The organism is Klenkia taihuensis (genome assembly GCF_900112525.1).
Taxonomy (GTDB): Bacteria; Actinomycetota; Actinomycetes; order Mycobacteriales; family Geodermatophilaceae; genus Klenkia; species Klenkia taihuensis.
This window is the reverse complement of record NZ_FOMD01000002.1, coordinates 21,084-40,308: the sequence shown is the minus strand read 5'-3', so window position 1 is coordinate 40,308 and position 19,225 is coordinate 21,084. Positions and strand designations below refer to the sequence as shown.

22 protein-coding genes and 1 riboswitch are annotated in these 19,225 nt (G+C 77.0%); of the genes, 13 read left to right on the top strand and 9 right to left on the bottom strand.

Going from position 1 to position 19,225, the window contains the following annotated elements:
* Positions 1-20 precede the first annotated feature (20 nt).
* The 5 genes from BM158_RS08030 to BM158_RS08010 all read left to right on the top strand — a co-directional run bounded on the left by BM158_RS08030 (position 21) and on the right by BM158_RS08010 (position 4,221).
* Positions 21-578, top strand: coding sequence for a DNA-3-methyladenine glycosylase I (locus tag BM158_RS08030; RefSeq protein WP_091556550.1), 558 nt, complete (start codon positions 21-23; stop codon positions 576-578).
* Between the two features lie 123 nt (positions 579-701).
* Positions 702-869, top strand: a complete 168-nt coding sequence (locus BM158_RS08025) for a DUF3117 domain-containing protein (protein WP_082522773.1) — start codon at positions 702-704, stop codon at positions 867-869.
* A 149-nt stretch (positions 870-1,018) separates the two neighbouring features.
* Positions 1,019-2,566, top strand: coding sequence for a leucyl aminopeptidase family protein (locus tag BM158_RS08020; protein ID WP_091556548.1), 1,548 nt, complete (start codon positions 1,019-1,021; stop codon positions 2,564-2,566).
* Entirely contained in the window at positions 2,530-2,715 is a 186-nt protein-coding gene (locus tag BM158_RS08015; protein ID WP_091556546.1) for an antitoxin, read from the top strand. The genes BM158_RS08020 and BM158_RS08015 overlap by 37 nt, the downstream gene beginning before the upstream one ends.
* A gap of 57 nt (positions 2,716-2,772) precedes the next feature.
* On the top strand, positions 2,773-4,221 hold the full coding sequence (locus BM158_RS08010; RefSeq protein ID WP_091556545.1) for a hypothetical protein: 1,449 nt from the start codon (positions 2,773-2,775) through the stop codon (positions 4,219-4,221).
* On the opposite strand, the gene BM158_RS08005 is transcribed toward BM158_RS08010, so the two are convergent.
* Together BM158_RS08005 and BM158_RS08000 are read right to left on the bottom strand one after the other, a co-directional pair.
* Positions 4,222-4,608, bottom strand: a complete 387-nt coding sequence (locus BM158_RS08005; protein WP_091556543.1) for a hypothetical protein — start codon at positions 4,606-4,608, stop codon at positions 4,222-4,224. It lies immediately after the preceding gene.
* 14 nt (positions 4,609-4,622) lie between these two features.
* On the bottom strand, positions 4,623-6,074 hold the full coding sequence (locus tag BM158_RS08000) for a phytoene desaturase family protein (RefSeq protein WP_091558528.1): 1,452 nt from the start codon (positions 6,072-6,074) through the stop codon (positions 4,623-4,625).
* Positions 6,075-6,107: 33 nt separating this feature from the next.
* Here BM158_RS08000 and BM158_RS07995 point away from each other — a divergent pair, with 33 nt between their 5' ends.
* Both BM158_RS07995 and BM158_RS07990 read left to right on the top strand, forming a co-directional pair.
* Complete coding sequence (locus BM158_RS07995; RefSeq protein ID WP_091556540.1) at positions 6,108-6,848, top strand: alpha/beta fold hydrolase; 741 nt, start codon at positions 6,108-6,110, stop codon at positions 6,846-6,848.
* Complete coding sequence (locus BM158_RS07990) at positions 6,845-7,819, top strand: App1 family protein (protein ID WP_229827883.1); 975 nt, start codon at positions 6,845-6,847, stop codon at positions 7,817-7,819. Before BM158_RS07995 ends, BM158_RS07990 begins: the two co-directional genes overlap by 4 nt.
* On the opposite strand, the gene BM158_RS07985 is transcribed toward BM158_RS07990, so the two are convergent.
* The 6 genes from BM158_RS07985 to BM158_RS07960 all read right to left on the bottom strand — a co-directional run bounded on the left by BM158_RS07985 (position 7,788) and on the right by BM158_RS07960 (position 13,467).
* Complete coding sequence (locus BM158_RS07985; protein WP_229827882.1) at positions 7,788-8,759, bottom strand: MsnO8 family LLM class oxidoreductase; 972 nt, start codon at positions 8,757-8,759, stop codon at positions 7,788-7,790. The two genes, BM158_RS07990 and BM158_RS07985, sit on opposite strands and share 32 nt — an antisense overlap.
* Before the next feature lie 28 nt (positions 8,760-8,787).
* Positions 8,788-9,561: an ABC transporter ATP-binding protein gene (locus tag BM158_RS07980; RefSeq protein WP_229827881.1), complete on the bottom strand. Its 774-nt coding sequence runs from the start codon at positions 9,559-9,561 to the stop codon at positions 8,788-8,790.
* On the bottom strand, positions 9,558-10,571 hold the full coding sequence (locus BM158_RS07975) for a FecCD family ABC transporter permease (protein WP_091556538.1): 1,014 nt from the start codon (positions 10,569-10,571) through the stop codon (positions 9,558-9,560). Before BM158_RS07975 ends, BM158_RS07980 begins: the two co-directional genes overlap by 4 nt.
* Before the next feature lies 1 nt (position 10,572).
* Positions 10,573-11,499, bottom strand: coding sequence for an ABC transporter substrate-binding protein (locus tag BM158_RS07970; RefSeq protein ID WP_091556536.1), 927 nt, complete (start codon positions 11,497-11,499; stop codon positions 10,573-10,575).
* A 96-nt stretch (positions 11,500-11,595) separates the two neighbouring features.
* A riboswitch (cobalamin riboswitch) is annotated at positions 11,596-11,652 on the bottom strand.
* A gap of 44 nt (positions 11,653-11,696) precedes the next feature.
* Positions 11,697-12,869, bottom strand: coding sequence for a glycogen synthase (glgA, locus tag BM158_RS07965; RefSeq protein WP_091556534.1), 1,173 nt, complete (start codon positions 12,867-12,869; stop codon positions 11,697-11,699).
* Between the two features lie 37 nt (positions 12,870-12,906).
* Entirely contained in the window at positions 12,907-13,467 is a 561-nt protein-coding gene (locus BM158_RS07960; protein ID WP_091556532.1) for a hypothetical protein, read from the bottom strand.
* A gap of 89 nt (positions 13,468-13,556) precedes the next feature.
* On the opposite strand from BM158_RS07960, the gene glgC reads away from it, so the two are divergent.
* Together glgC and BM158_RS07950 are read left to right on the top strand one after the other, a co-directional pair.
* A complete protein-coding gene (gene glgC, locus BM158_RS07955; RefSeq protein ID WP_091556530.1) occupies positions 13,557-14,780 on the top strand; it encodes a glucose-1-phosphate adenylyltransferase in 1,224 nt (407 codons plus the stop codon).
* The gene (locus tag BM158_RS07950; RefSeq protein ID WP_091556528.1) at positions 14,777-15,277 is read left to right on the top strand and encodes a 2'-5' RNA ligase family protein; all 501 of its coding nucleotides are present in this window, start codon (positions 14,777-14,779) and stop codon (positions 15,275-15,277) included. Before glgC ends, BM158_RS07950 begins: the two co-directional genes overlap by 4 nt.
* Before the next feature lies 1 nt (position 15,278).
* On the opposite strand, the gene BM158_RS07945 is transcribed toward BM158_RS07950, so the two are convergent.
* Entirely contained in the window at positions 15,279-15,953 is a 675-nt protein-coding gene (locus BM158_RS07945; RefSeq protein WP_091556526.1) for an O-methyltransferase, read from the bottom strand.
* Between the two features lie 207 nt (positions 15,954-16,160).
* On the opposite strand from BM158_RS07945, the gene sigE reads away from it, so the two are divergent.
* From sigE to BM158_RS07925, 4 genes are all read left to right on the top strand, one after another.
* Positions 16,161-16,727: an RNA polymerase sigma factor SigE gene (gene sigE, locus BM158_RS07940; protein ID WP_091556524.1), complete on the top strand. Its 567-nt coding sequence runs from the start codon at positions 16,161-16,163 to the stop codon at positions 16,725-16,727.
* Positions 16,724-17,269, top strand: a complete 546-nt coding sequence (locus tag BM158_RS07935; protein WP_091556522.1) for an anti-sigma factor — start codon at positions 16,724-16,726, stop codon at positions 17,267-17,269. The genes sigE and BM158_RS07935 overlap by 4 nt, the downstream gene beginning before the upstream one ends.
* An 83-nt stretch (positions 17,270-17,352) precedes the next feature.
* Positions 17,353-18,816, top strand: a complete 1,464-nt coding sequence (locus tag BM158_RS07930) for a S1C family serine protease (RefSeq protein WP_229827880.1) — start codon at positions 17,353-17,355, stop codon at positions 18,814-18,816.
* Between the two features lie 58 nt (positions 18,817-18,874).
* Positions 18,875-19,222, top strand: a complete 348-nt coding sequence (locus BM158_RS07925) for a twin-arginine translocase TatA/TatE family subunit (protein ID WP_091556520.1) — start codon at positions 18,875-18,877, stop codon at positions 19,220-19,222.
* The last annotated feature ends 3 nt before the right edge of the window (positions 19,223-19,225 follow it).

The following is a 19,225-nucleotide window of genomic DNA, read 5'->3' as shown; positions in this document are numbered from 1 at the left end:
GGAGCGCTAGCTTCCCGGTCGTGGAACCGGAGCGCTGCGGCTGGGCGACCAGCACCCCCGACTACGTCGCCTACCACGACGAGGAGTGGGGCGTGCCCCTGCACGGGGACGACGCGCTGTTCGAGCGGGTGTGCCTGGAGGCGTTCCAGAGCGGGCTGTCCTGGATCACCATCCTGCGCAAGCGGCCGGCCTTCCGCGCCGCGTTCGCCGGGTTCGCGATCGACGCGGTCGCCGCGTTCACCGACGCCGACGTCGAGCGGCTGATGGGTGACCCCGGGATCGTCCGGAACAGGGCCAAGATCGAGGCCGCCCGGCGCAACGCCCGGGCGGCGCAGCAGGTCGAGGGTGGCCTGTCGCAGCTGCTGTGGTCCTTCGCCCCGCCGCCGCGGCCCAACCCGCCCACCGCGGCCGACGTCCCGGCGGTCACCCCGGAGTCCACGGCGCTGGCCCGCGAGCTGAAGCGGCGCGGGTTCGCCTTCGTCGGCCCGACCACCGCCTACGCGTTGATGCAGGCCACCGGCATGGTCGACGACCACGTGGCCACCTGCTTCCGGGCGGGCGCCACCACCTCCGGGTGAGGGGCTCGTGTTGGTCCTGACCCGGGCATGCGGGAGAATGGGTGAAGCTCTGGTTCAGCAATGACGGACAGCCACACCGCGCTCCCACCACGGGCGCGCGGGTGGCCGGTGAAGGAGGCACGCATGGCGGCCATGAAGCCGCGCACGGGTGAAGGTCCCCTCGAGGTCACCAAGGAGGGGCGCGGCCTGGTCATGCGCGTGCCGTTGGAAGGCGGTGGCCGGCTCGTCGTCGAGCTGTCCGCCGACGAGGCGGCTGCGCTCTCCGAGGCGCTCCAGGGCGCGATCAGCTGACCAGCTCCGCGGCTCGGCCCCCGGCCGACCCCGCAGCAGGACGGACGGCCCCGGCCGCCGGCGCACAGCCGGCGACCGGGGCCGCTGCTCATCCCGGGGTCAAGCTCGCCACCTCGCTGCCCCGCCTGACCGGGGACGACGTCCTTGCGGTGCCCGTCGGCGCCCGCGGCGCACTGCCCGGGTGGCTGGCCGCCGCCGACCTCGACCCCGACTGGGTGGCCGGCGCGCTCGCCGACACCGGCAACGGTGGCCGGCCCGGCGGCATCACCAACCTGCCGGTCCCCGGCCGGCAGCCCCGCTCGCTGGTCGCGGTGGGCGTCGGGGACGCCACCCCGGCGCACCTGCGCTCCTACGTCGCGGTCGCGGTGCGGCGCGCGCAGACCCTCGCCGAGCACGGTGCCACCCGGCTGGTGCTGCCGCTGCCCGAGGGCGCCGACCCCGAGGCCGTCCGGGTGGCCGCCGAGACCGTGCTGCTGGCCGGCTACCGGTTCCGGCTGACCTCGACCCCGCACCCGCCGCGGCTGGCCCGCCTGGTGCTGGTCGTCCCCGGTGCGGGACCCGCCGCCGTCGACGCGCTGCACCGCGGCCTGGTCACCGCCGCCGCCGTCGTGTGGGCCCGCGACCTGGTCAACACCCCGCCCGACACCGCCGACCCGGTCTGGGTCGCCGAGCAGGCGCAGGCCCGCTTCGCCGTCCACGACCGGGTGGGCACCACGGTGCTCGGCCCCCGGCAGCTGCGGGCGGCCGGGTTCGGCGGGCTGCTCGCCGTCGGCGGCGGCTCCGACCGCCCGCCGCGGCTGGTGCTGGCCACCTACGTGCCGGCCACCGGCCTGCGCCCGCACGTGGTGCTGGTCGGCAAGGGCATCACCTTCGACACCGGCGGCATCTCGATCAAGAAGTCCGCCGGGATGCGGCACATGCACACCGACATGGCCGGCGGGGCCGCGGTCCTCGCCGTCCTCGACGCGGTCGCCCGGCTCGGGCTGCCGGTGCGGGTCACCGCCCTGGTGCCGCTCGCCGAGAACGCCCTCTCCGGCGCGGCCTACCGGCCCGGGGACGTGCTCACCCACGTCGGCGGGCGCACCACCGAGGTGCGCAGCACCGACGCCGAGGGTCGGCTCGTGCTCGCCGACGCCCTCGCGCACGCCCGGCTCGAGCTGGCCGCCGACGTGCTGGTCGACGTCGCCACCCTCACCGGCGCGGCCCGCACCGCGCTCGGCGCCCGCACCGGTGCGCTGTTCGCCACCGACGACGCGCTGGCCGGCGACCTGCTCGCCGGGGGCGCCGCGGCGGGGGAGCCGTGGTGGCGGATGCCGCTCACCGAGGAGCACGTCGGCCACCTGCGGGCCCAGCTCGCCAGCCCGGTCGCCGACGCGAACAACAGCCCCGGCGCACCGGGGGCCACCACCGCGGCGCTGTTCCTGCAGCCGTTCACCGGCGGCCTGCGCTGGGCGCACCTGGACGTCGCCGGCCCCGCGCGGGCGGCCGGCGACGCCGCCGAGCTGGTCAGGGGCGGCACCGGGTTCGCCGTCCGCACCCTGCTGCGCTGGCTGGAGTCCGGGGTGTCGGAACCCGACCGGCCGGGCACGGAGGAGTGCGGAGCCGCGCCACCAGGCGTGACCGGATCGGCCGCCCCGGCGGCCGGCGAGGAGACGACACCATGGCAGGACTGGGCGACAAGGCCAAGGACTTCCTGAACAGCGACAAGGGCGAGCAGGCCAGCGACGGCGCGCTGGACAAGGGCGCGGACCTCGCCGAGGGCCGCGCCGGCGGGCACGCCGACAAGGTCGACCAGGGCCGCGACGCGTTGGACGACCGGATCGGCTCCGGCGGCGACGAGCGCTGACCTCCGCGCCCCGCGGGCCGACTGCCCCCGGCCCGCGGGGTACGGCATGCTCGCCCGGTGAGCGAGCAGCAGCACGGCGTCGTGTTCCCGAGCGGACCGGACGGACGGCGCAGCACGTCGGGCACCGGCCGTCGCGTGGTCGCCGACGCGCTCCGCCCGGTGGACCCCACCGGCGCCGCCGCGGCCGAGCGCGAGACGAACTGGCGCGCGGGCTACCTGCCGCACGTCCGGCGCACCACCGAGGCCGGCCTGGGCTGCCGCGACGCCGCCCTGTCGATCGCCGCCGCGGGGCTGGAGTCGGTGCACCGGCAGCTGCGCGTCGTGGTCGACGGCGAGGAGGTCGAGCTGGGCGCGCTGCGCAGCGCGCCCGCCCCCGCCGCGCTGGGCACCGAGACCGTCACCGGGTCGGCCGAGCCCGAGCGGGAGCTGACGCTGCCCCTGCGCGGCCGGCGGCTGCGCGGCGCGGAGCTCGGCGACCAGCTCGACGCCTGGGTCGCCCGGGGCGTCGTCGAGCCCAGCTGCGCGACCGCCGTCCGCGCCGTCGCCGCGCACCCCGAGTGGCTGGCCCTGCCCGGTCGCACCGTCGCCGTCCTCGGCGCCGGGGCCGAGATGGGCCCGCTGACCGCGCTGCTGCGTTGGGGCGCCCGCGTCGCCGCCGTCGACCTGCCCCGCCCGCCGCTGTGGGACCGGGTCCTCGACACCGCCCGCCGCGGCGCCGGCACGCTGCTGCTGCCCACCCGCGACGGTGCGCGCGGCGCGGACCTGGTCGGCGAGGTCCCCGCGGTCGCCGACTGGCTGGGCGGGCTGGACGGCGCCCCGGTGCTGGGCAACTACGTCTACGCCGACGGCGCCACCAACGTCCGGGTGTCCGCCGCGGTCGACGCACTGACGCTGCGGCTGGCCGGCCAGCGCCCGGACCTGGCGCTGGGCTTCCTCGCCACCCCCACCGATGTGTTCGTCGTGCCCGGGGAGGCGGTCGCGGCGTCGCAGGCCGCCTACGCCGCCCGCGGCCGGACGGCGAAGCTGCTCGGCCGGCCGCTGCGCACCGTGTCGGCGGGCCGGCTGCTGCAGCGGGCCCACCCGCGGGACGCGCAGGGTCCGGGCATCGCCGACAGCCTGGTGCCGCAGCAGGGCCCGAACTACGCGCTGGCCAAGCGGCTGCAGCGGTGGCGCGCGACCACCGCGCGGGCGGCCGGGACGACGGTGTCGATGAACGTCGCCCCGCCCACCCGCACCCGCTCGGTGGTGAAGAACCGCGCGCTGGCCGCCGCCTACGCGGGGGCGCACCGGTTCGGCGTCGAGGTCTTCGAGCCGGCGACGTCGAACGTGCTGATGGCCGCGCTGCTGGTGCACGACCTGCACACCGGTGGCGGGCCCGCGCACGAGGAGCCGTGGCAGGACGAGGCGTACGCCGCGGCGCACGGCGGGCTGTGGCGCACGGCGTACGCCCCGCGCAGCGCGCTCGGGCTGGCCGCCGTCCTGGGCGTGGGCGCCGCCCGCGGCTGATCAGTCCGCGTGCAGCTCGAGGCGGCCGCGGCGACGGGTGGGGGTCAGCAGGACGCCGGAGTCCGTGGGCGCGGGCCGGCCGGACCACAGCCGACCGACGTCGGCGGTGCCCAGCCCCGCGGCCTGCACGGCCTCGGTGAGCCGCTGGTGGTCCGAGCGCCGGACCACCGCGCCGGACAGCACCAGCACCATCGCGCCCATCGCCAGCACCCCGGCGAGGAAGCCGGCCAGCAGCACCGGGCCGGAGCCGAGCCCGCCGTCGGCGGCGGACCGGACGAGGGCGACCACCAGCCCGCCGGTCGCGGCCAGCGCACCCAGCCCCATCGCCACGGCCAGCACCGCGAGGGCCAGCACGAGCCGACGGTGGCTGCGGACGACGACGGTCACGGTCGCCGATCCTGTCAGGCCGGGCCGACCAGACCCGCGACGATCTCGGCGGACAGGGTGACCAGCGGCAGCCCGCCTCCGGGGTGCGAGGACCCGCCGACCAGGTACAGGCCGCGCAGCGGCGAGGCGTTGGCGGGGCGGAGGAAGGCGGCGCTCGCGCCGTTGGACGACGTCCCGTAGATCGACCCGCCCACGCTGCCGGTCGCCCGCTCCAGGTCGGCGGGCGTGCGCACCTCCCGCCAGCGCACCCGGTCCCGCACGTCGAGCCCGCGGCGGGCCAGCACGGCCAGCACGTCGTCCGCGTAGGAGTCGGCCAGGCCCGGGGCGTCCCAGTCGACCGGCCCGTGCCGGGGCGCGTTGACCAGCACGAACCAGGACTCGCTGTCGGCGTCGGGCCGGGTGGCCGGGTCGTCGGGGGCGCTGACGTAGACGGTGGGGTCGGGCAGGGGGCGCGGGTCGGTGAACAGGCCGTCGAACTCGGCGTCGTAGTCCGCGGGGAAGAGCACCGTGTGGTGGGCGAGGTCCGGCGTCCGGCCCGACAGCGCCAGCAGCAGCACGAACCCCGACGAGGACGGCGTGGCCGCCGCCAGCGACGCGCGTGCCCGGCGCACCGGCGCGCCGGGCGGCAGCAGGGAGCCGTAGAGCGCGGCGGCGTCGGCGTTGCAGACCACGACGTCGGCGGCCAGGCGCCCGCCGTCGGCCAGCCCGACCCCGCAGACCCGGCCGCCCTCGACGAGCACCTCCGCGACCGGGGACGACGTCCGGACGTCGGCGCCGCGCTCGCGCGCCCGGTCGGCGACGGCCAGCGGCAGCCGGTGCAGCCCGCCGCGGACGTACCAGGAGCCGTAGGCCTGCTCCACCCACGGCACCGTGGCCAGCGCGGCCGGGGCCAGCCGGGGGTCGGAGCCGGAGTAGGTGGCGTAGCGGTCCAGCAGCATCCGCAGGTGCGGGTCGGTGAGGTACTGCGCGCCGAGCTTCCGCAGCGACGCCCACGGCGCGACGGTGCGGACGTCGGCCGACGAGCGGGCCAGCCGGGCCAGCGTCCGGGCACCCCGCAGCGGCGACCGCAGGAACGGCTGCTCGGTGACCCGCCAGATCTCCGCGGCCCGGTCCAGGAACGCCGACCACTCGGGCCCGAGGACCTCCCGGACGCCGTCGAGGGTGCCCGGGACGGCGAGCCGGGTGCCGTCGGCGAAGCGGTAGGCGACCGCCGGGTCCAGCCGCTCCAGCTGCAGGACGTCGTCCAGCGGGTCGCCGGTGGCGTCGAACAGGTCGCGGAACACCTGGGGGAGGGTGACCAGCGAGGGGCCGGTGTCGAAGGCGTGCCCGTCGCGGGACACCCAGCCGAGCTTGCCGCCCACCTCGGGGCCCTGCTCCAGCACGGTCACCCGGTGCCCGCCCGCGGCCAGCCGGGCCGCGGCCGCCAACCCGCCGAGCCCGGCACCGACCACCACGACGCGAGCCATGCCGCCCACCGTAGGTGGACGTACGGTGCGCAGGTGCCGGACGACGTGTGGACCCCCGTGCGGCTGCGCACCGGGCGGACCGTCCGGGTGCACCACCGCGAGTCCGGGTCCGGCGGGCGGCCGCTGGTGCTGGTGCACGGGCTGGGCATGTCCGGCCGGTCGATGGTCCCCGCGCTGGGGCTGCTCGGCGCCGGCGGGCGGACGCTGGTCCCCGACCTCCCCGGCTACGGCCGCACCCGCGGCGGGGGCCGGGCGCTCGGCGTCCCCGGGCTCGCCGACGCGCTGTGCCGCTGGATGGACGCGGTCGGCCTGGACGAGGTCGACCTGGTCGGGCACTCCCTCGGCGCGCAGGTCGCGGCCGCGGCGGCCCGGCGCCGGGGCGGGGTCGCGCACCTGGTGCTGGTCGGCCCGACCCGCGACCCCAGTGCGCCGAGCTGGGTGGGCCAGGCCTGGCGGCTGCTGCAGGACGCGCCGCTGGAGGATCCGGGCCTGCTGCTGGTCGCCGTCCGCGACTACCTGCGCGCCGGCCCGCTGACCATGCTGGCCGTGCTGCGGCACGCGCTGCGCCGACCGGAGGAGCAGGCGATGAGCGAGGTCGACGTCCCGGCGCTGGTGCTGCGCGGCGACCGTGACCCGGTGGCCCGGCAGCGGTGGTGCGAGGACCTGGCCGGTCTGCTGCCGCAGGGCCGGCTGCAGGTGGTGCCCGGCCCGCACGGGCTGGTGTTCTCCGCGCCCGCGGCGTTCGCCGACGCGGTGAGGGGGTTCTGCCGGTGAGCCTCGTGGGCGTGCTGCACCGCGCCGAGACCGGGCTGCGCGACCTCCTGTCGCGGGTGGCCCGGGCCTTCGGCTGGACCCCGGTCGCCATCCCGTACCCCGGCTACGGCAGCGGCGGGCGGGTGCGGGTGCTGGGGCGGGTGCTGCTCGCCCCGGCCGGCACGCACCCGGAGTCGCGGCTGCGGATACCCGGCTGGCAGCGCTTCCTCACCCTGGAGGCACCGGGCACCGCGGTGGACGTCGACGTGGCCGGCACCCGCCGCCGGCTGACCAGCGACGCGGACGGGCTGCTGGACGCCGTGGTGGAGGTGGACCGTCCGCTGGACGGCCGGCCCGAGGTCGACGTGCGGATGAGCACCGGGGACCGGTCGGCGACCGCCCCGGCCCACCTGTCCTCCACCGACGCGCACCGCGGCGTGGTCTGCGACATCGACGACACGGTGCTGGTCACCGAGATCGCGCACCCGCTGCGCGCGGCCTACCGCACCTTCGTGCAGCGCAGCCGCAACCGGCGGGCGGTGCCGGGCATGGCCGACCTGCTCCGCGAGGTGACCGCGGGCGCCGAGCACGTGCCGGTGCTCTACCTGTCCAACGGGCCGTGGAACCTGATCGGCCCGCTGGCCCGGTTCCTCGAGCGCAACGGCTTCCCGCCGGGCCCGCTGCTGCTCACCGACTGGGGTCTGCAGCGCGACCGGTGGTTCCGCGACGGGCAGGCGCACAAGCGCAGCTCGCTGCTGCGGCTGGCCGAGGACCTGCCCGGGGTCGACTGGACGCTGGTCGGCGACACCGGCGAGCACGACCCCGCGCTCTACGAGGAGTTCGCCCGCGCCCACCCCGACCGGGTCGCGGAGATCCTGCTGCGCGACCCCACCGCCGCCGAGCCGGTGGTCGAGCGGGTCGGCGACGTCCCCGTGGTGCGGGCCGCCGACGGCACCGGGCTCAGCCGCGGGCGGGCACGGCTGCGCGGCTGACCAGCTCGGCCAGCGCCGCGTCGGACTCAGCCAGCGCACCCCGGTCCAGGGTGGAGGAGGACGCGACCAGCTCGGCCGCACCGGTCCGCCCGACCAGGTCCGCCAACTGCTCGGCCACGTGCGCGGGCTTACCGGCCAGCGCGCCGGCCACCGTCTGCTCCGCGTAGCGCTGCTGGACGGCGGTCATCGGCCGGGGCGGCTGCAGCGCCGGGAACGTGCCGGTGGTGCGGGCCTGCGCCATCGCCCACGCCTCGGGCAGCAGCAGGTCGCGGGCGGCGGCGTCGGTGTCGGCGACCAGCACGTCCAGGCTGATGCCCACCCACGGCTCCGGGCACTGCCCGGAGGGGCGGAAGGCCTGGCGGTAGCGGTCCAGCGGCTCCTCCGGGTCGCGCAGCAGCGGCCCGCCGACCACGACCGGCAGCCCGAGCGCGGCGGCGACGTCGAGCCCGTGCCCGGTGGCCAGCACGAACAGCGGGACGGCGGCGGCCGGCCGCGGGTGGGCGGTGATCTCGGCGGTGCCCTCGAGGTGGGCGCGGAGCTCGGCGAGGTCGGCGGCGAAGTCGGTCGCGCCCTGGCGCAGCGCGCGGCGGACCGGGGCGGTGAAGCCGGGGGAGCGGCCGACGCCGAGGTCGACCCGGCCGGGCGCGACGGCGGCCAGGGTGGCGAACTGCTCGGCGACCACCAGCGGCTGGTGGTGCGGCAGCATCACGCCCGCGGAGCCCAGCCGGATGCGGGAGGTCTGCCCGGTGAGGACGGCGAGCAGCACCGCGGGCGCCGAGCCGGCCACCCCGGGCACGCCGTGGTGCTCGGCCACCCAGAACCGGTCGTAGCCGGCCGCCTCGGCCCGGCGCGCCCGCTCGACGGTGTGCGCGACGGCGTCCGCGTCGGTCTCCCCGACCCGGGTGCGCGTCCGGTCCAGCAGCGACAGCCCGATGTCCACGCCCGGCACAACGCGGGCGGGACCGGGGTCAGTCCCGGACGGGCAGGACGGCGGGGCCGTCGGGGCCGGCGACGACCGAGGCGCGGGCACCGTAGTGGGTGCGCAGCGCGTCCGGGGTGAGCACCTGGGCGGGGGTGCCCTCGGCGACCACCCGGCCGGCGGCCAGCAGCACCAGCCGGTCGGCGTACTGGCCGGCCAGGGACAGGTCGTGCAGCGTGCTGAGCACCGTCAGCCCGTCGGTGCGGCGCAGCCGGTCGACCAGGTCGAGCACCTGCTGGGCGTGGCCGAGGTCGAGCGCGGCGGTGGGCTCGTCGAGCAGCAGCACCTGCGGTTGCTGGGCCAGCGCCCGGGCCAGCACGGCGCGCTGCTGCTCGCCGCCGGACAGCGTCGTCAGCACCCGGTCGGCCAGCGCCCCGAGCTCCAGGCGGGCCATCGTCTCCTCCACCACCGCGCGGTCGGCGGTCCGCGGCGCGGCCAGCAGCGGCCGGTGCGGGGTGCGGCCCAGCGCCACGTAGTCGCGGGTGGTGACGCCCTCGGGCAGCACCGGCAGCTGCGGGGCGTAGGCGATCCTGCGGGCGCGGTCCCGGCGGGGGAGGGTGTCCAGGCCCACGCCGTCCCAGTGCACCGAGCCCGAGTGCGCCACCACGCCGAGCACCGCCCGCAGCAGCGTCGACTTGCCCGCCCCGTTCGGGCCGATGACCGCCGTCCACGAGCCCGGCGCCGCGGCGAGCCGGACGTCGGCGAGCACCTGCGCCCGGCCCAGCTGCACGCCCAGCCCGGTGACCTCCAGCCCCGCGCTCACCGGCGCCGGCTCCACAGCAGCGCGGCGAAGAACGGGGCGCCGACGAACGCGGTGACCACGCCCAGAGGCAGCTCGGCCGGGGCCAGCACGGTGCGGGCGAGCAGGTCGGCGAGCACCAGGAACGCCCCGCCGGCCAGCAGCGACATCGGCAGCAGCACCGCGTGCGCCCCGCCGACCAGCTTGCGGGCCACGTGCGGCACCACCAGCCCGACGAAGCCGATCAGCCCGCTGACCGCGACCGCCGACGCGGTGGCCAGCGACGCCGCGACCACGACCAGCAGCCGCAGCCGACCGGGGTGCACGCCCAGGGACCGGGCCTCGTCGTCGCCGACGGCCAGCACGTCCAGCGCCCGCCCGCAGACCAGCAGGACGGCGACCGCGGCGCCCAGGTAGGGCAGCACGAGCAGCACGTCCGACCACGACGCCCGGCCCAGCTGGCCCAGCAGCCAGCCGTACACCTGCTGCAGGTCCTCCGCGTTGCGCTGCTGCACCAGGGTCTGGCCCGCGGCGAGGAAGGAGGCCACCGCGACCCCGGCCAGCAGCAGGGTGGCCGACGACGAGCCGCCGGCCGCCGTCCCCAGGGCGAAGGAGGCGCCCACCCCGACCAGCGCACCGACGAAGGCCGCGACCGGGACCGCACCCGAGCCGGGGGCGTAGGCGATGACCAGCGTGGCGCCCAGGCCGGCCCCGGCGGCCGCGCCGAGCAGGTACGGGTCGGCCAGCGGGTTGCGGAACACGCCCTGGTAGGCGGCGCCGGCGATGGCCAGTGCGCCGCCCACCAGCACCGCGAGCACGACCCGGGGCAGCCGCAGCTGCAGCAGCGCGGCCGCCTGCACCGGGCTCAGCCCGCCGTCCACCGACCCGCCGAGGGGGCGCACCGCGCGGTCGGCGAGCGTGGCCAGCACCGGACCCGGGGCGAGCGGCAACGCGCCCACCCCGACCCCGAGCAGGACGGTCCCGACCAGCACGGCACCGGCAGCGGCGAGGCAGGCCGCCGGGCGGGCGCGCACCTCAGCCCTGCAGGGTCTGCGACACCTGCTCGGCGAGGTCGGCGATGCGCGGACCCCAGCGGGAGGCGATGTCGTCGTCGGCCGCCAGCACCCGGCCGGTCTGCACCGCGGGCAGGGTGTCGAAGGCGGGCCGGGCGGCCAGGGTGGCAGCGTCCTGCGCGCAGCAGACGGTGTCGGCGAGCACGACGACGTCGGGTGCGGCGTCGACCACGTACTCCGCGGACAGCTGCGGGTAGCCGGTGTCCTGGCCGGCGGCGTCGGCGACGTTGGTCAGCCCGAAGAGGGTGTAGAGGCCGCCGACGAACGTGCTGCTGGTCGCGGTGTACCCGGTGGGGTCGAGCTCGTGGTAGACCGACAGGCCCTCGCCGGCGCCGCCGGCCGCGGCGACCGCGGCGTCGATCCGGTCCTGCGTCGTCTGCACCAGGTCATCGGCCTCGGCGCGGTGCCCGGTGGCGTCGCCCAGCGTCGTCATCTGCGCGTAGGCGTCGTCGAGCTGCTCGGCCGCGCCCAGCTGCAGCACCGGGATGCCGAGGGTGTCCAGGTTCGCGGCCAGGCCGTCGACGTCGTCGCTGATGACGACCAGGTCGGGCTCGTACCCGGCGATGGCCTCGGCGTTGGGCGTGAACGCCGACAGGTCGGTGACCGGCGCCTCCGCCGGGTAGGTCGAGGTGCTGTCCACGGCCACCACCTGGTCACCGGCGTCGATGGCGAACAGCGTCTCGGTGGCCGAGGCCGACATCGACACGATCCGCTCCGGCTCGGCCTCCAGGGTCAGCTCACCGGTGTCGCCGGTGACGGTGACCGGGAAGGCGCCGTCCGCGGCGGACGAGGACGGGCCAGCCGACGGTGCGGGGTCACCGCCGCCGGAGCAGCCGGCGAGGGCGAGGACGGTCCCGAGGAGGACGGCGAGGATCGGGCGACGGGGCACGGGAGCTCCTGCGGCGGGCGGAGCGGTCGCCGACGGGGGGGCCCGACTGCGCGACCCGCTCCGCGGGGGTCGGTGGCAGGACGAGGCGGCAGGCGACCTGGCTCGGGCCCGCAGGCCCTCACAGTTGCGGGACAGCGCCGGACTCGCACCGGCTTCGCTCCCGCTCCGTCACCGACGCAGCGGCCGGCAGGCGAACGTTACCCGCGCGCGGCGAGGACCCGGTCGTACACGGCCACGGTCTGCTCGGCGATGGCCGGCCAGCCGAACTCGGCGAGCACCCGGTCCCGCCCGGCCGCACCCATGCCGGCGGCGCGGTCGGGGTCGGCCAGCAGCTCCGACATCCGCGCGGCCAGACCCGCGGCGAAGGCGGCGGGGTCGTGCTCGTCGTAGGGCACCAGCAGCCCGGTGCGGCCGTCGGCGACGACCTCGGGGATGCCGCCCACGGCCGAGGCGACGACGGCGGTGCCGCACGCGGCGGCCTCCAGGTTGACGATGCCCAGCGGCTCGTACACCGAGGGGACGACGAAGACCGTCGCGCCGGTGATCAGCGGGACCAGCTTCTCCCGCGGCAGCATCTCCTCGATCCACACCACCCCGGTGCGGCGGCGCTGCAGCTCCACCACGGCGTCGGCGACCTGCTGACGCTCCGCGGGGGTGTCGGCGGCGCCGGCGCAGAGCACCAGGCCGGCCTCGGGGGGCAGCTGCTCGGCGGCGGCCAGCAGGTGCACCAGGCCCTTCTGCCGGGTGATCCGGCCGACGAACAGCGCGTAGGCCCGGCCGGGGTCCACGCCGAGTGACCGGACGACGTCGTCGTCGTGCACCGGGCGGTAGGCCTCGGCGTCCACCCCGTTGCCGACCACCAGGACCTTCTGCGGGTCGAGCTCGGGGTAGGCGTCGAGGACGTCGGTGCGCATGCCGTTGCTGACCGCGACCACCGCGTCGGCGGCCAGGTAGGCGGTGCGCTCGACCCAGCTGGACAGCCGGTAGCCCCCGCCCAGCTGGTCGGCCTTCCACGGCCGTCGCGGCTCCAGGGAGTGCGCGGTCACCACGTGCGGGATCCCGTGCACCAGCGAGGCCAGCTGCCCGGCGTGGTTGGCGTACCAGGTGTGGGAGTGCACGACGTCGGCCGAGCCCAGCGCCGCGGCGATCTCGACGTCCACGCCGACCGCCTGCAGCGCGCCGTTGGCGTCGGCCAGCCCGGCGGGGACGGCGTGCGCGGTGGCGTCGGTGCGCGGACCGCCGAAGCAGTGCACGTCGATCTCGGGGCCCCCGGCCAGCCCCCGCATCGCGGCGACCAGGTGCTCGACGTGCACGCCGGCACCCCCGTAGACGTCCGGCGGCCACTCCCGGGTGACGACTCCCACGCGCATGGGGAGAACCTAGTGCGCGCCGGACCCGGTGGGCCGGTCAGTCCTGCGGGTCGTCGCAGTCGAAGTCGCCGCGGACGCTGGGCGCCGGCGCGCCCAGCGCCTCCAGTGCGGCGTGCACCCGGTGGCCGGCGCAGCAGTCGGGGAAGGGCGCCTCGTCCAGCGTGCTGAGCGGGTCGGGGGCGGGGTGCTCGACGGCGAGGTCGGGGCCGCCGTCCCAGTGGTCGCAGTGCTCGCCGGGGTAGCCGACGATGTCCGCGCGGCCGCGGTGCAGGCCGATGACCAGGCCCTCGGGGCAGGGGCTGAGCGTCCAGCGGCCGATGCTCTCGAGGAGGTCGCCGTACAGCTCGGTCCAGTCCGCCAGGTCGGCGCCCACCGGGGCCAGCGACGTCGTCCGGCCGTCGACGACGACGTCGACCCCGGCCAGGCCGAGGGCGTCCATGGACCGCTGCAGCCGGAAGACGACGAGGCTGTCGCGCACGCCGACCTCGCGGCCGACGGCGGTGCGCAGGTCGGCCAGGCAGCGCTCGAGCGCGGCGTCGGCCGCCCGGCGGGCGGTCTCGATCGCCACGCTGCGGGGGACGGCGCGGGTGAGCTTCACCCGGCCATTCTGACCGATGCCCCGGACGGGCCGGGGTTCCCGCGCGGACCGGCCACGCGCGGCAGGGGCGCAGCCGTTAGGTTCACCACATGCGTGGCAGCCCGCGGATCCTCGGCATCGTCCTTGCAGGTGGTGAGGGCAAGCGCCTGTCGCCCCTGACCCAGGACCGGGCGAAGCCGGCGGTGCCCTTCGGCGGCAACTACCGGCTGGTCGACTTCGTGCTGAGCAACCTGGTCAACGCCGAGATCCGGCAGATCGCGGTGCTCACCCAGTACAAGAGCCACTCGCTGGACCGGCACATCACCACCACCTGGCGGATGAGCAGCCTGCTGGGCAACTACATCACCCCGGTGCCCGCCCAGCAGCGGCTGGGCCCGCGCTGGTTCACCGGCAGCGCCGACGCCATCTTCCAGTCGCTGAACCTCATCCACGACGCCCGCCCGGAGATCGTCGTCGTCTTCGGCGCCGACCACGTCTACCGGATGGACCCGGCGCAGATGATCGACCAGCACCTGCAGACCGGTGCCGGGGTCACCGTGGCCGGCCTGCGGGTGCCGCGCCGCGACGCCGACCAGTTCGGCGTCATCGACGCCACGGCCGAGGGCAAGGTGAAGAGCTTCCTGGAGAAGCCCTCGGACCCGCCCGGGCTCCCGGACTCGCCCGAGGAGAGCTTCGCCTCCATGGGCAACTACGTCTTCACCACCGAGGCGCTGCTGGACGCCCTGCGCGCCGACGCCGAGGACGACTCGTCGGTGCACGACATGGGCGGGTCGATCATGCCGATGCTCGCCGACAAGGGCGAGGCCTGGGTGTACGACTTCGGCACCAACAAGGTGCCCGGCGCCACCGAGCGCGACCACGGCTACTGGCGCGACGTGGGGACGATGGACAGCTACTTCGACGCGCACATGGACCTGCGCTCGGTGTCGCCGATCTTCAACCTCTACAACGACCGCTGGCCGATCTACACGCTGCCCCCGCAGCTGCCGCCGGCGAAGTTCGTGCTGGGCGGCCGCGCCGAGGACTCGATGGTCAGCGCCGGGGTCATCGTCGCCGGTGGCACCGTCCGCGGGTCGGTGGTCAGCCCGGGCGTGCGGGTCGACGGCGCCAGCTACGTCGAGGACAGCGTGCTCATGGACGGCGTGCACATCGGCGAGGGCGCCGTCGTCCGGCGGGCCATCCTGGACAAGAACGTCGTCGTCCCGCCCTTCGCCCGGATCGGGGTCGACCACGACGCCGACCGCGAGCGGTACCACGTCAGCGCCGGCGGGGTGACCGTGCTGGGCAAGGGCGCCCGCGCCATCGTCGATTGACCGCCCCGCTCGTCGTCACCCTGCTGCTCGCGCAGGAGGCGCAGCAGCGCTTCGACGAGCTGCGGTCGCGGCACTTCCCGGCCGACCGGCTGGTCGTCGGTGCGCACGTGACGCTGTTCCACGCGGTGCCCGGGGAGCACGAGGACGCCGTCCGCGCCGACCTCGCCGCCGCGGCGGACCGGCCGGGCTTCGACGTCGAGGTGGCCGGGGTCCGGATGCTGGGCCGCGGGGTCGCCTTCGACCTGCGCTCGGACGACGTCACCGGCCTGCGGACGGCGCTGGCCCGCCGGTGGGCGCCGTGGCTGACCCGGCAGGACGCGCAGTGGCGGCACCCGCACGTCACCGTGCAGAACAAGGTCACCCCGGCCGCGGCCCGGGCGCTGCACGACGACCTCGCCGACGGCTTCGAGCCCTACCCGGTGCCTGCCTCGGGCCTGGGGCTGTGGCGCTACGAGGGCGGCCCCTGGGCGCCGCTGGACCGCTACCCGTTCGGCTAGGTCAGCCGCGCTTGGTGGCGACGAGCAGGCCGGCGCCGACCGGGATCACCGCGCGGACCAGGTCCTCGTCGTCCTTGACCGTGCGGGCCAGCTCGCGCCAGGCGACGGTCTGCGGGTCGCGCTGGGACCGGTCGGCGACCGCGGAGGCGCTGATGCCGTGCAGCACGAGCGAGCCGCCGGTGCGGATCAGCCCCAGCAGCGCGGGCAGCTGCTTGCTGTACTCGGCCGGCGGGCCGGCGCAGCAGACCAGGTCGTAGGCGCCGGTGGACAGCCGCGGCAGCACCTCGGCCAGCGTGCCGAAGATCAGCCGGGTGCGGCCGCTGGGCAGCCCGGCGTCGGTGAAGGTGCGGCGGGCCGCGCGCAGCTCGGTGGGGTCGGCGTCCAGCGCGGTGAGCACGCCGTCGGGCCGCATGCCCTGCAGCAGCCACAGCCCGGCGACCCCGCCCCCGCCGCCGATGGTGACCACCGACCGAGCACCCACCCCGGCGGCCAGCACGGCCAGCGTCGCGCCGACGGCGGGTTCGACCGGGGCGACCGTGCCCAGCGCGCCGACCGCGGCGGTGGCCCGGTGCCGGGCGGCGACCAGGGCGGGGGTCTCCGCGGCGAAGGTGTCGGCGTAGGCCGCCGCGTCGGGGGTCGGGCCGCCCGTGGGCGGCGGTCCGGCGGCGGTGGTCACCGGGCGAGGGTAGTGCGCCCGGGCTGGTGGGGGCGCAGCGAGCCGGGCTGTGCAGCACCTGTGGGCTGCCCGGACGCGGGAACACGAGGGGCCGGCCCGTCCGTTGGTCCGGGTGTGCGCCTGAAGCGTCCCCCGTCGGAGTCGACCACCGCCGTGACCTCCCCCCGCGAGGAGGCCCGGGCCGTCGCGGTCTGCGATCCTGGACCCGTGACCGAGCCCGTGCCCGCCACCGACACCTGGGTCGCGCCGACCTGGGAGCAGGTCGTCCGTGACCACTCGGCGCGCGTGTACCGGCTGGCCTACCGGCTCTCGGGCAACGCCCACGACGCCGAGGACCTCACCCAGGAGACCTTCGTCCGGGTGTTCCGGTCGCTCGCGGACTTCTCGCCGGGCACCTTCGAGGGCTGGCTGCACCGCATCACCACGAACCTCTTCCTGGACATGGTCCGGCGCCGCCAGCGGATCCGGTTCGACGCCCTGCCCGAGGACACCGAGCGGCTGCCGGGCACGGCCCCCAGCCCCGAGCAGGTCTACACCGACACCCACCTCGACCCGCAGGTGCAGGCGGCGCTGGACGCGCTGTCCCCGGAGTTCCGCGTGGCCGTCGTGCTCTGCGACATCGAGGGCCTGACCTACGAGGAGATCGCGGCCACCCTCGGCATCAAGCTGGGCACGGTGCGCAGCCGCATCCACCGCGGCCGCGTCCAGCTGCGCGAGGCGCTGGCCCACATGGCGCCCGGCCGCCGCCCCGTCCTCGAGGAGGGCATGCGGTGAACATCCCGGTGAGCCACCTGGCCCAGGAGGCCATCGCGGCCCTCGTCGACGGCGAGCTGTCCGGCACCGCCGCCGGCCGCGCGGCGCGGCACCTCTCCGGCTGCGCGCAGTGCCGGCTGGCCGTCGAGGCCCAGCGCGAGGCCAAGGAGGCCCTGCACACCAGCCGCGACGTCGCCGTCCCCGGCGACCTGCTCAGCCGGCTGCAGGCCATCCCGTTCACCGCCGACGTCTCCTCCTCGGGCGGTTTCGGCGGGTCGGGCACGGTCTTCGTCGAGCAGCTCGGCCCGCTCACCCCGCAGGCCACTGCCGACCGCCCCGGCCAGGCGCGCTGGCTGCGCCGCGGGGTCGCCGCCGGCCTGGCCGGCATCGGCATCGGCGTGGTGGCCCTCGCGGTCAACCTGCCCACCGGTGACCCCGGCGGCCAGGTCGCCCGCACCGACCCGGGCCCGGCCGTCAGCACCGTCGGCGAGCGCACCGAGATCGTCCCGCCGGTCGTCCGCACGGTCTCCGTCGGCGCCGACCTCGACGGCGGCACGCCCTGACCGAGCGATCCGCCGAGGACGACGGCTTCGCCAGGCCCGCCGGCACCGACGGGCCCTTCGAGCGCACCGCCGCCGTCCCGCCCGTGCGGCGCGGTACGCCGCCCCCGCCGCCGGAGCAGGCCGCCGCGTTCGGCCGCCCGGCCGAGGTCGAGGGCTCCTTCTCCTCCGCCGACCGGCCGGTCGCCCGGCCCCGCCCCCCGCTGGCCCCGCCGCCGGAGGCCGTGCTGCGCGCCTTCGCCCCGCGGGACGGCGAGGCCGGCCTCGGCCTGCCCCCGGGCGGCCGCCCGGCACCGCGGCGCACCTCGGGCGGCCCGTTCTGGAAGCGCGACGCCGCCACCGACCCCTGGCGCGACCCGCTGGCGCCGTCCGGGCTGGGCCGGCCCGCGGAGTACGTCGAGGAGGCCGAGGAGCAGACCGGGCCGGTCGTGGTCGACCGCAAGGGCCGCCGCCGGCTCCGGCTGGCCGACGTCTCGGTGCCGGTCGCCGCGCTCGCCGTCCTGTCGCTGCTGTTCGTCGCCGCGCTCGGCGGCACCCTGAGCTGGTACCTGGGCCGCACCGCCGACCAGGAGCCGCTGCTCACCCCGGGCACCCAGCTGTCCGCCGTCTCGCCCGGCATCACCCGCCAGCCCGGCTCCGTGGCCGACATCGCCGAGCAGGTCACCCCCGCCGTCGTCTCCATCGAGGTGCGGGTCGGCGAGTCCGGGGCCACCGGCTCGGGCGTGGTCGTCGACGCCGACAACGGCTACGTGGTCACCAACAACCACGTGGTGTCCGGTGCCGACGGCGTCGAGGGCGCCGAGATCCGCGCCGTGTTCTCCGACGGCAGCGGCTCGCCCGCGCAGATCGTCGGGCGCGACCCGGCCAGCGACATCGCCGTCATCAAGGTCGACAAGCCCGGCCTGGTGGCCGCGGCGCTGGCCGAGGGCGGCGACGTGGTGGTCGGCGACCCGGTGGTGGCCATCGGCTCCCCGCTCGGCCTGGCCGGCACGGTCACCAGCGGCATCGTCAGCGCGCTGGACCGCCCGGTGCGGCTGTCCGGCGAGGGCAGCGACACCAACGCCGTGATCAGCGCCATCCAGACCGACGCCCCGATCAACCCGGGCAACTCCGGCGGCGCGCTGGTCGACGTCACCGGCGCGGTCATCGGCATCAACACCGCCATCGCCTCGCTCGGCGGCAACGGCACCACCGGCGGGTCGATCGGGCTGGGCTTCGCGATCCCGGTCGACAAGGTGCGCACCATCGCCGAGCAGCTGATCAGCACCGGGACGGCCGTGCACGCCTCACTGGGCGTGCAGGCCCGCTCGGTCACCGACGGCACCCGCGACGGCGCCCTGGTGGTCAACGTCGAGCCGGGCAGCCCCGCGGAGGCGGCCGGCATCGAGGAGCAGGACGTCATCATCGCCGTCGACGGCGAGCCCGTCGGCAGCTCCGAGGAGCTGCAGGTCGCGGTCGACAGCAAGTCCCCGGGCGACACCGTCACCGTCGAGCTGGTGCGGGGCGGCGGGTCCTCCCAGGAGGTCCAGGCCACGCTCACCCAGGCCTAGGCGGACGACCAGCCGCCCTGCCTACAGTGGGGGACGGCTGCGGAGGAGGGAGGCGGACGTGTTCGACTCGATCGGCTGGGGCGAGATCGTCGTCCTCGGCCTGGCGGCCCTGTTCATCTTCGGGCCCGAGCGGCTGCCCACCCTGGCCCGCGACGCGGCGCAGGGGCTGAAGAAGGCCCGCGAGGCCATCACCGGCGTGCGTGGTCAGCTGCACGACAGCCTGGGCGACGACTTCGACCAGCTGCGCGACCTGGACCTGCGCAAGTACCACCCGAAGACGTTCATCCGCGACCAGCTCATGGGGGACGACGAGCCGGCACCCGCGGCCGCGCGCCCCGCCCGGCCGGCGGTCAGCGTGCCGCGCGACCGGTCCCGGCCCGCCCCCTTCGACGCCGACGCCACCTAGGCG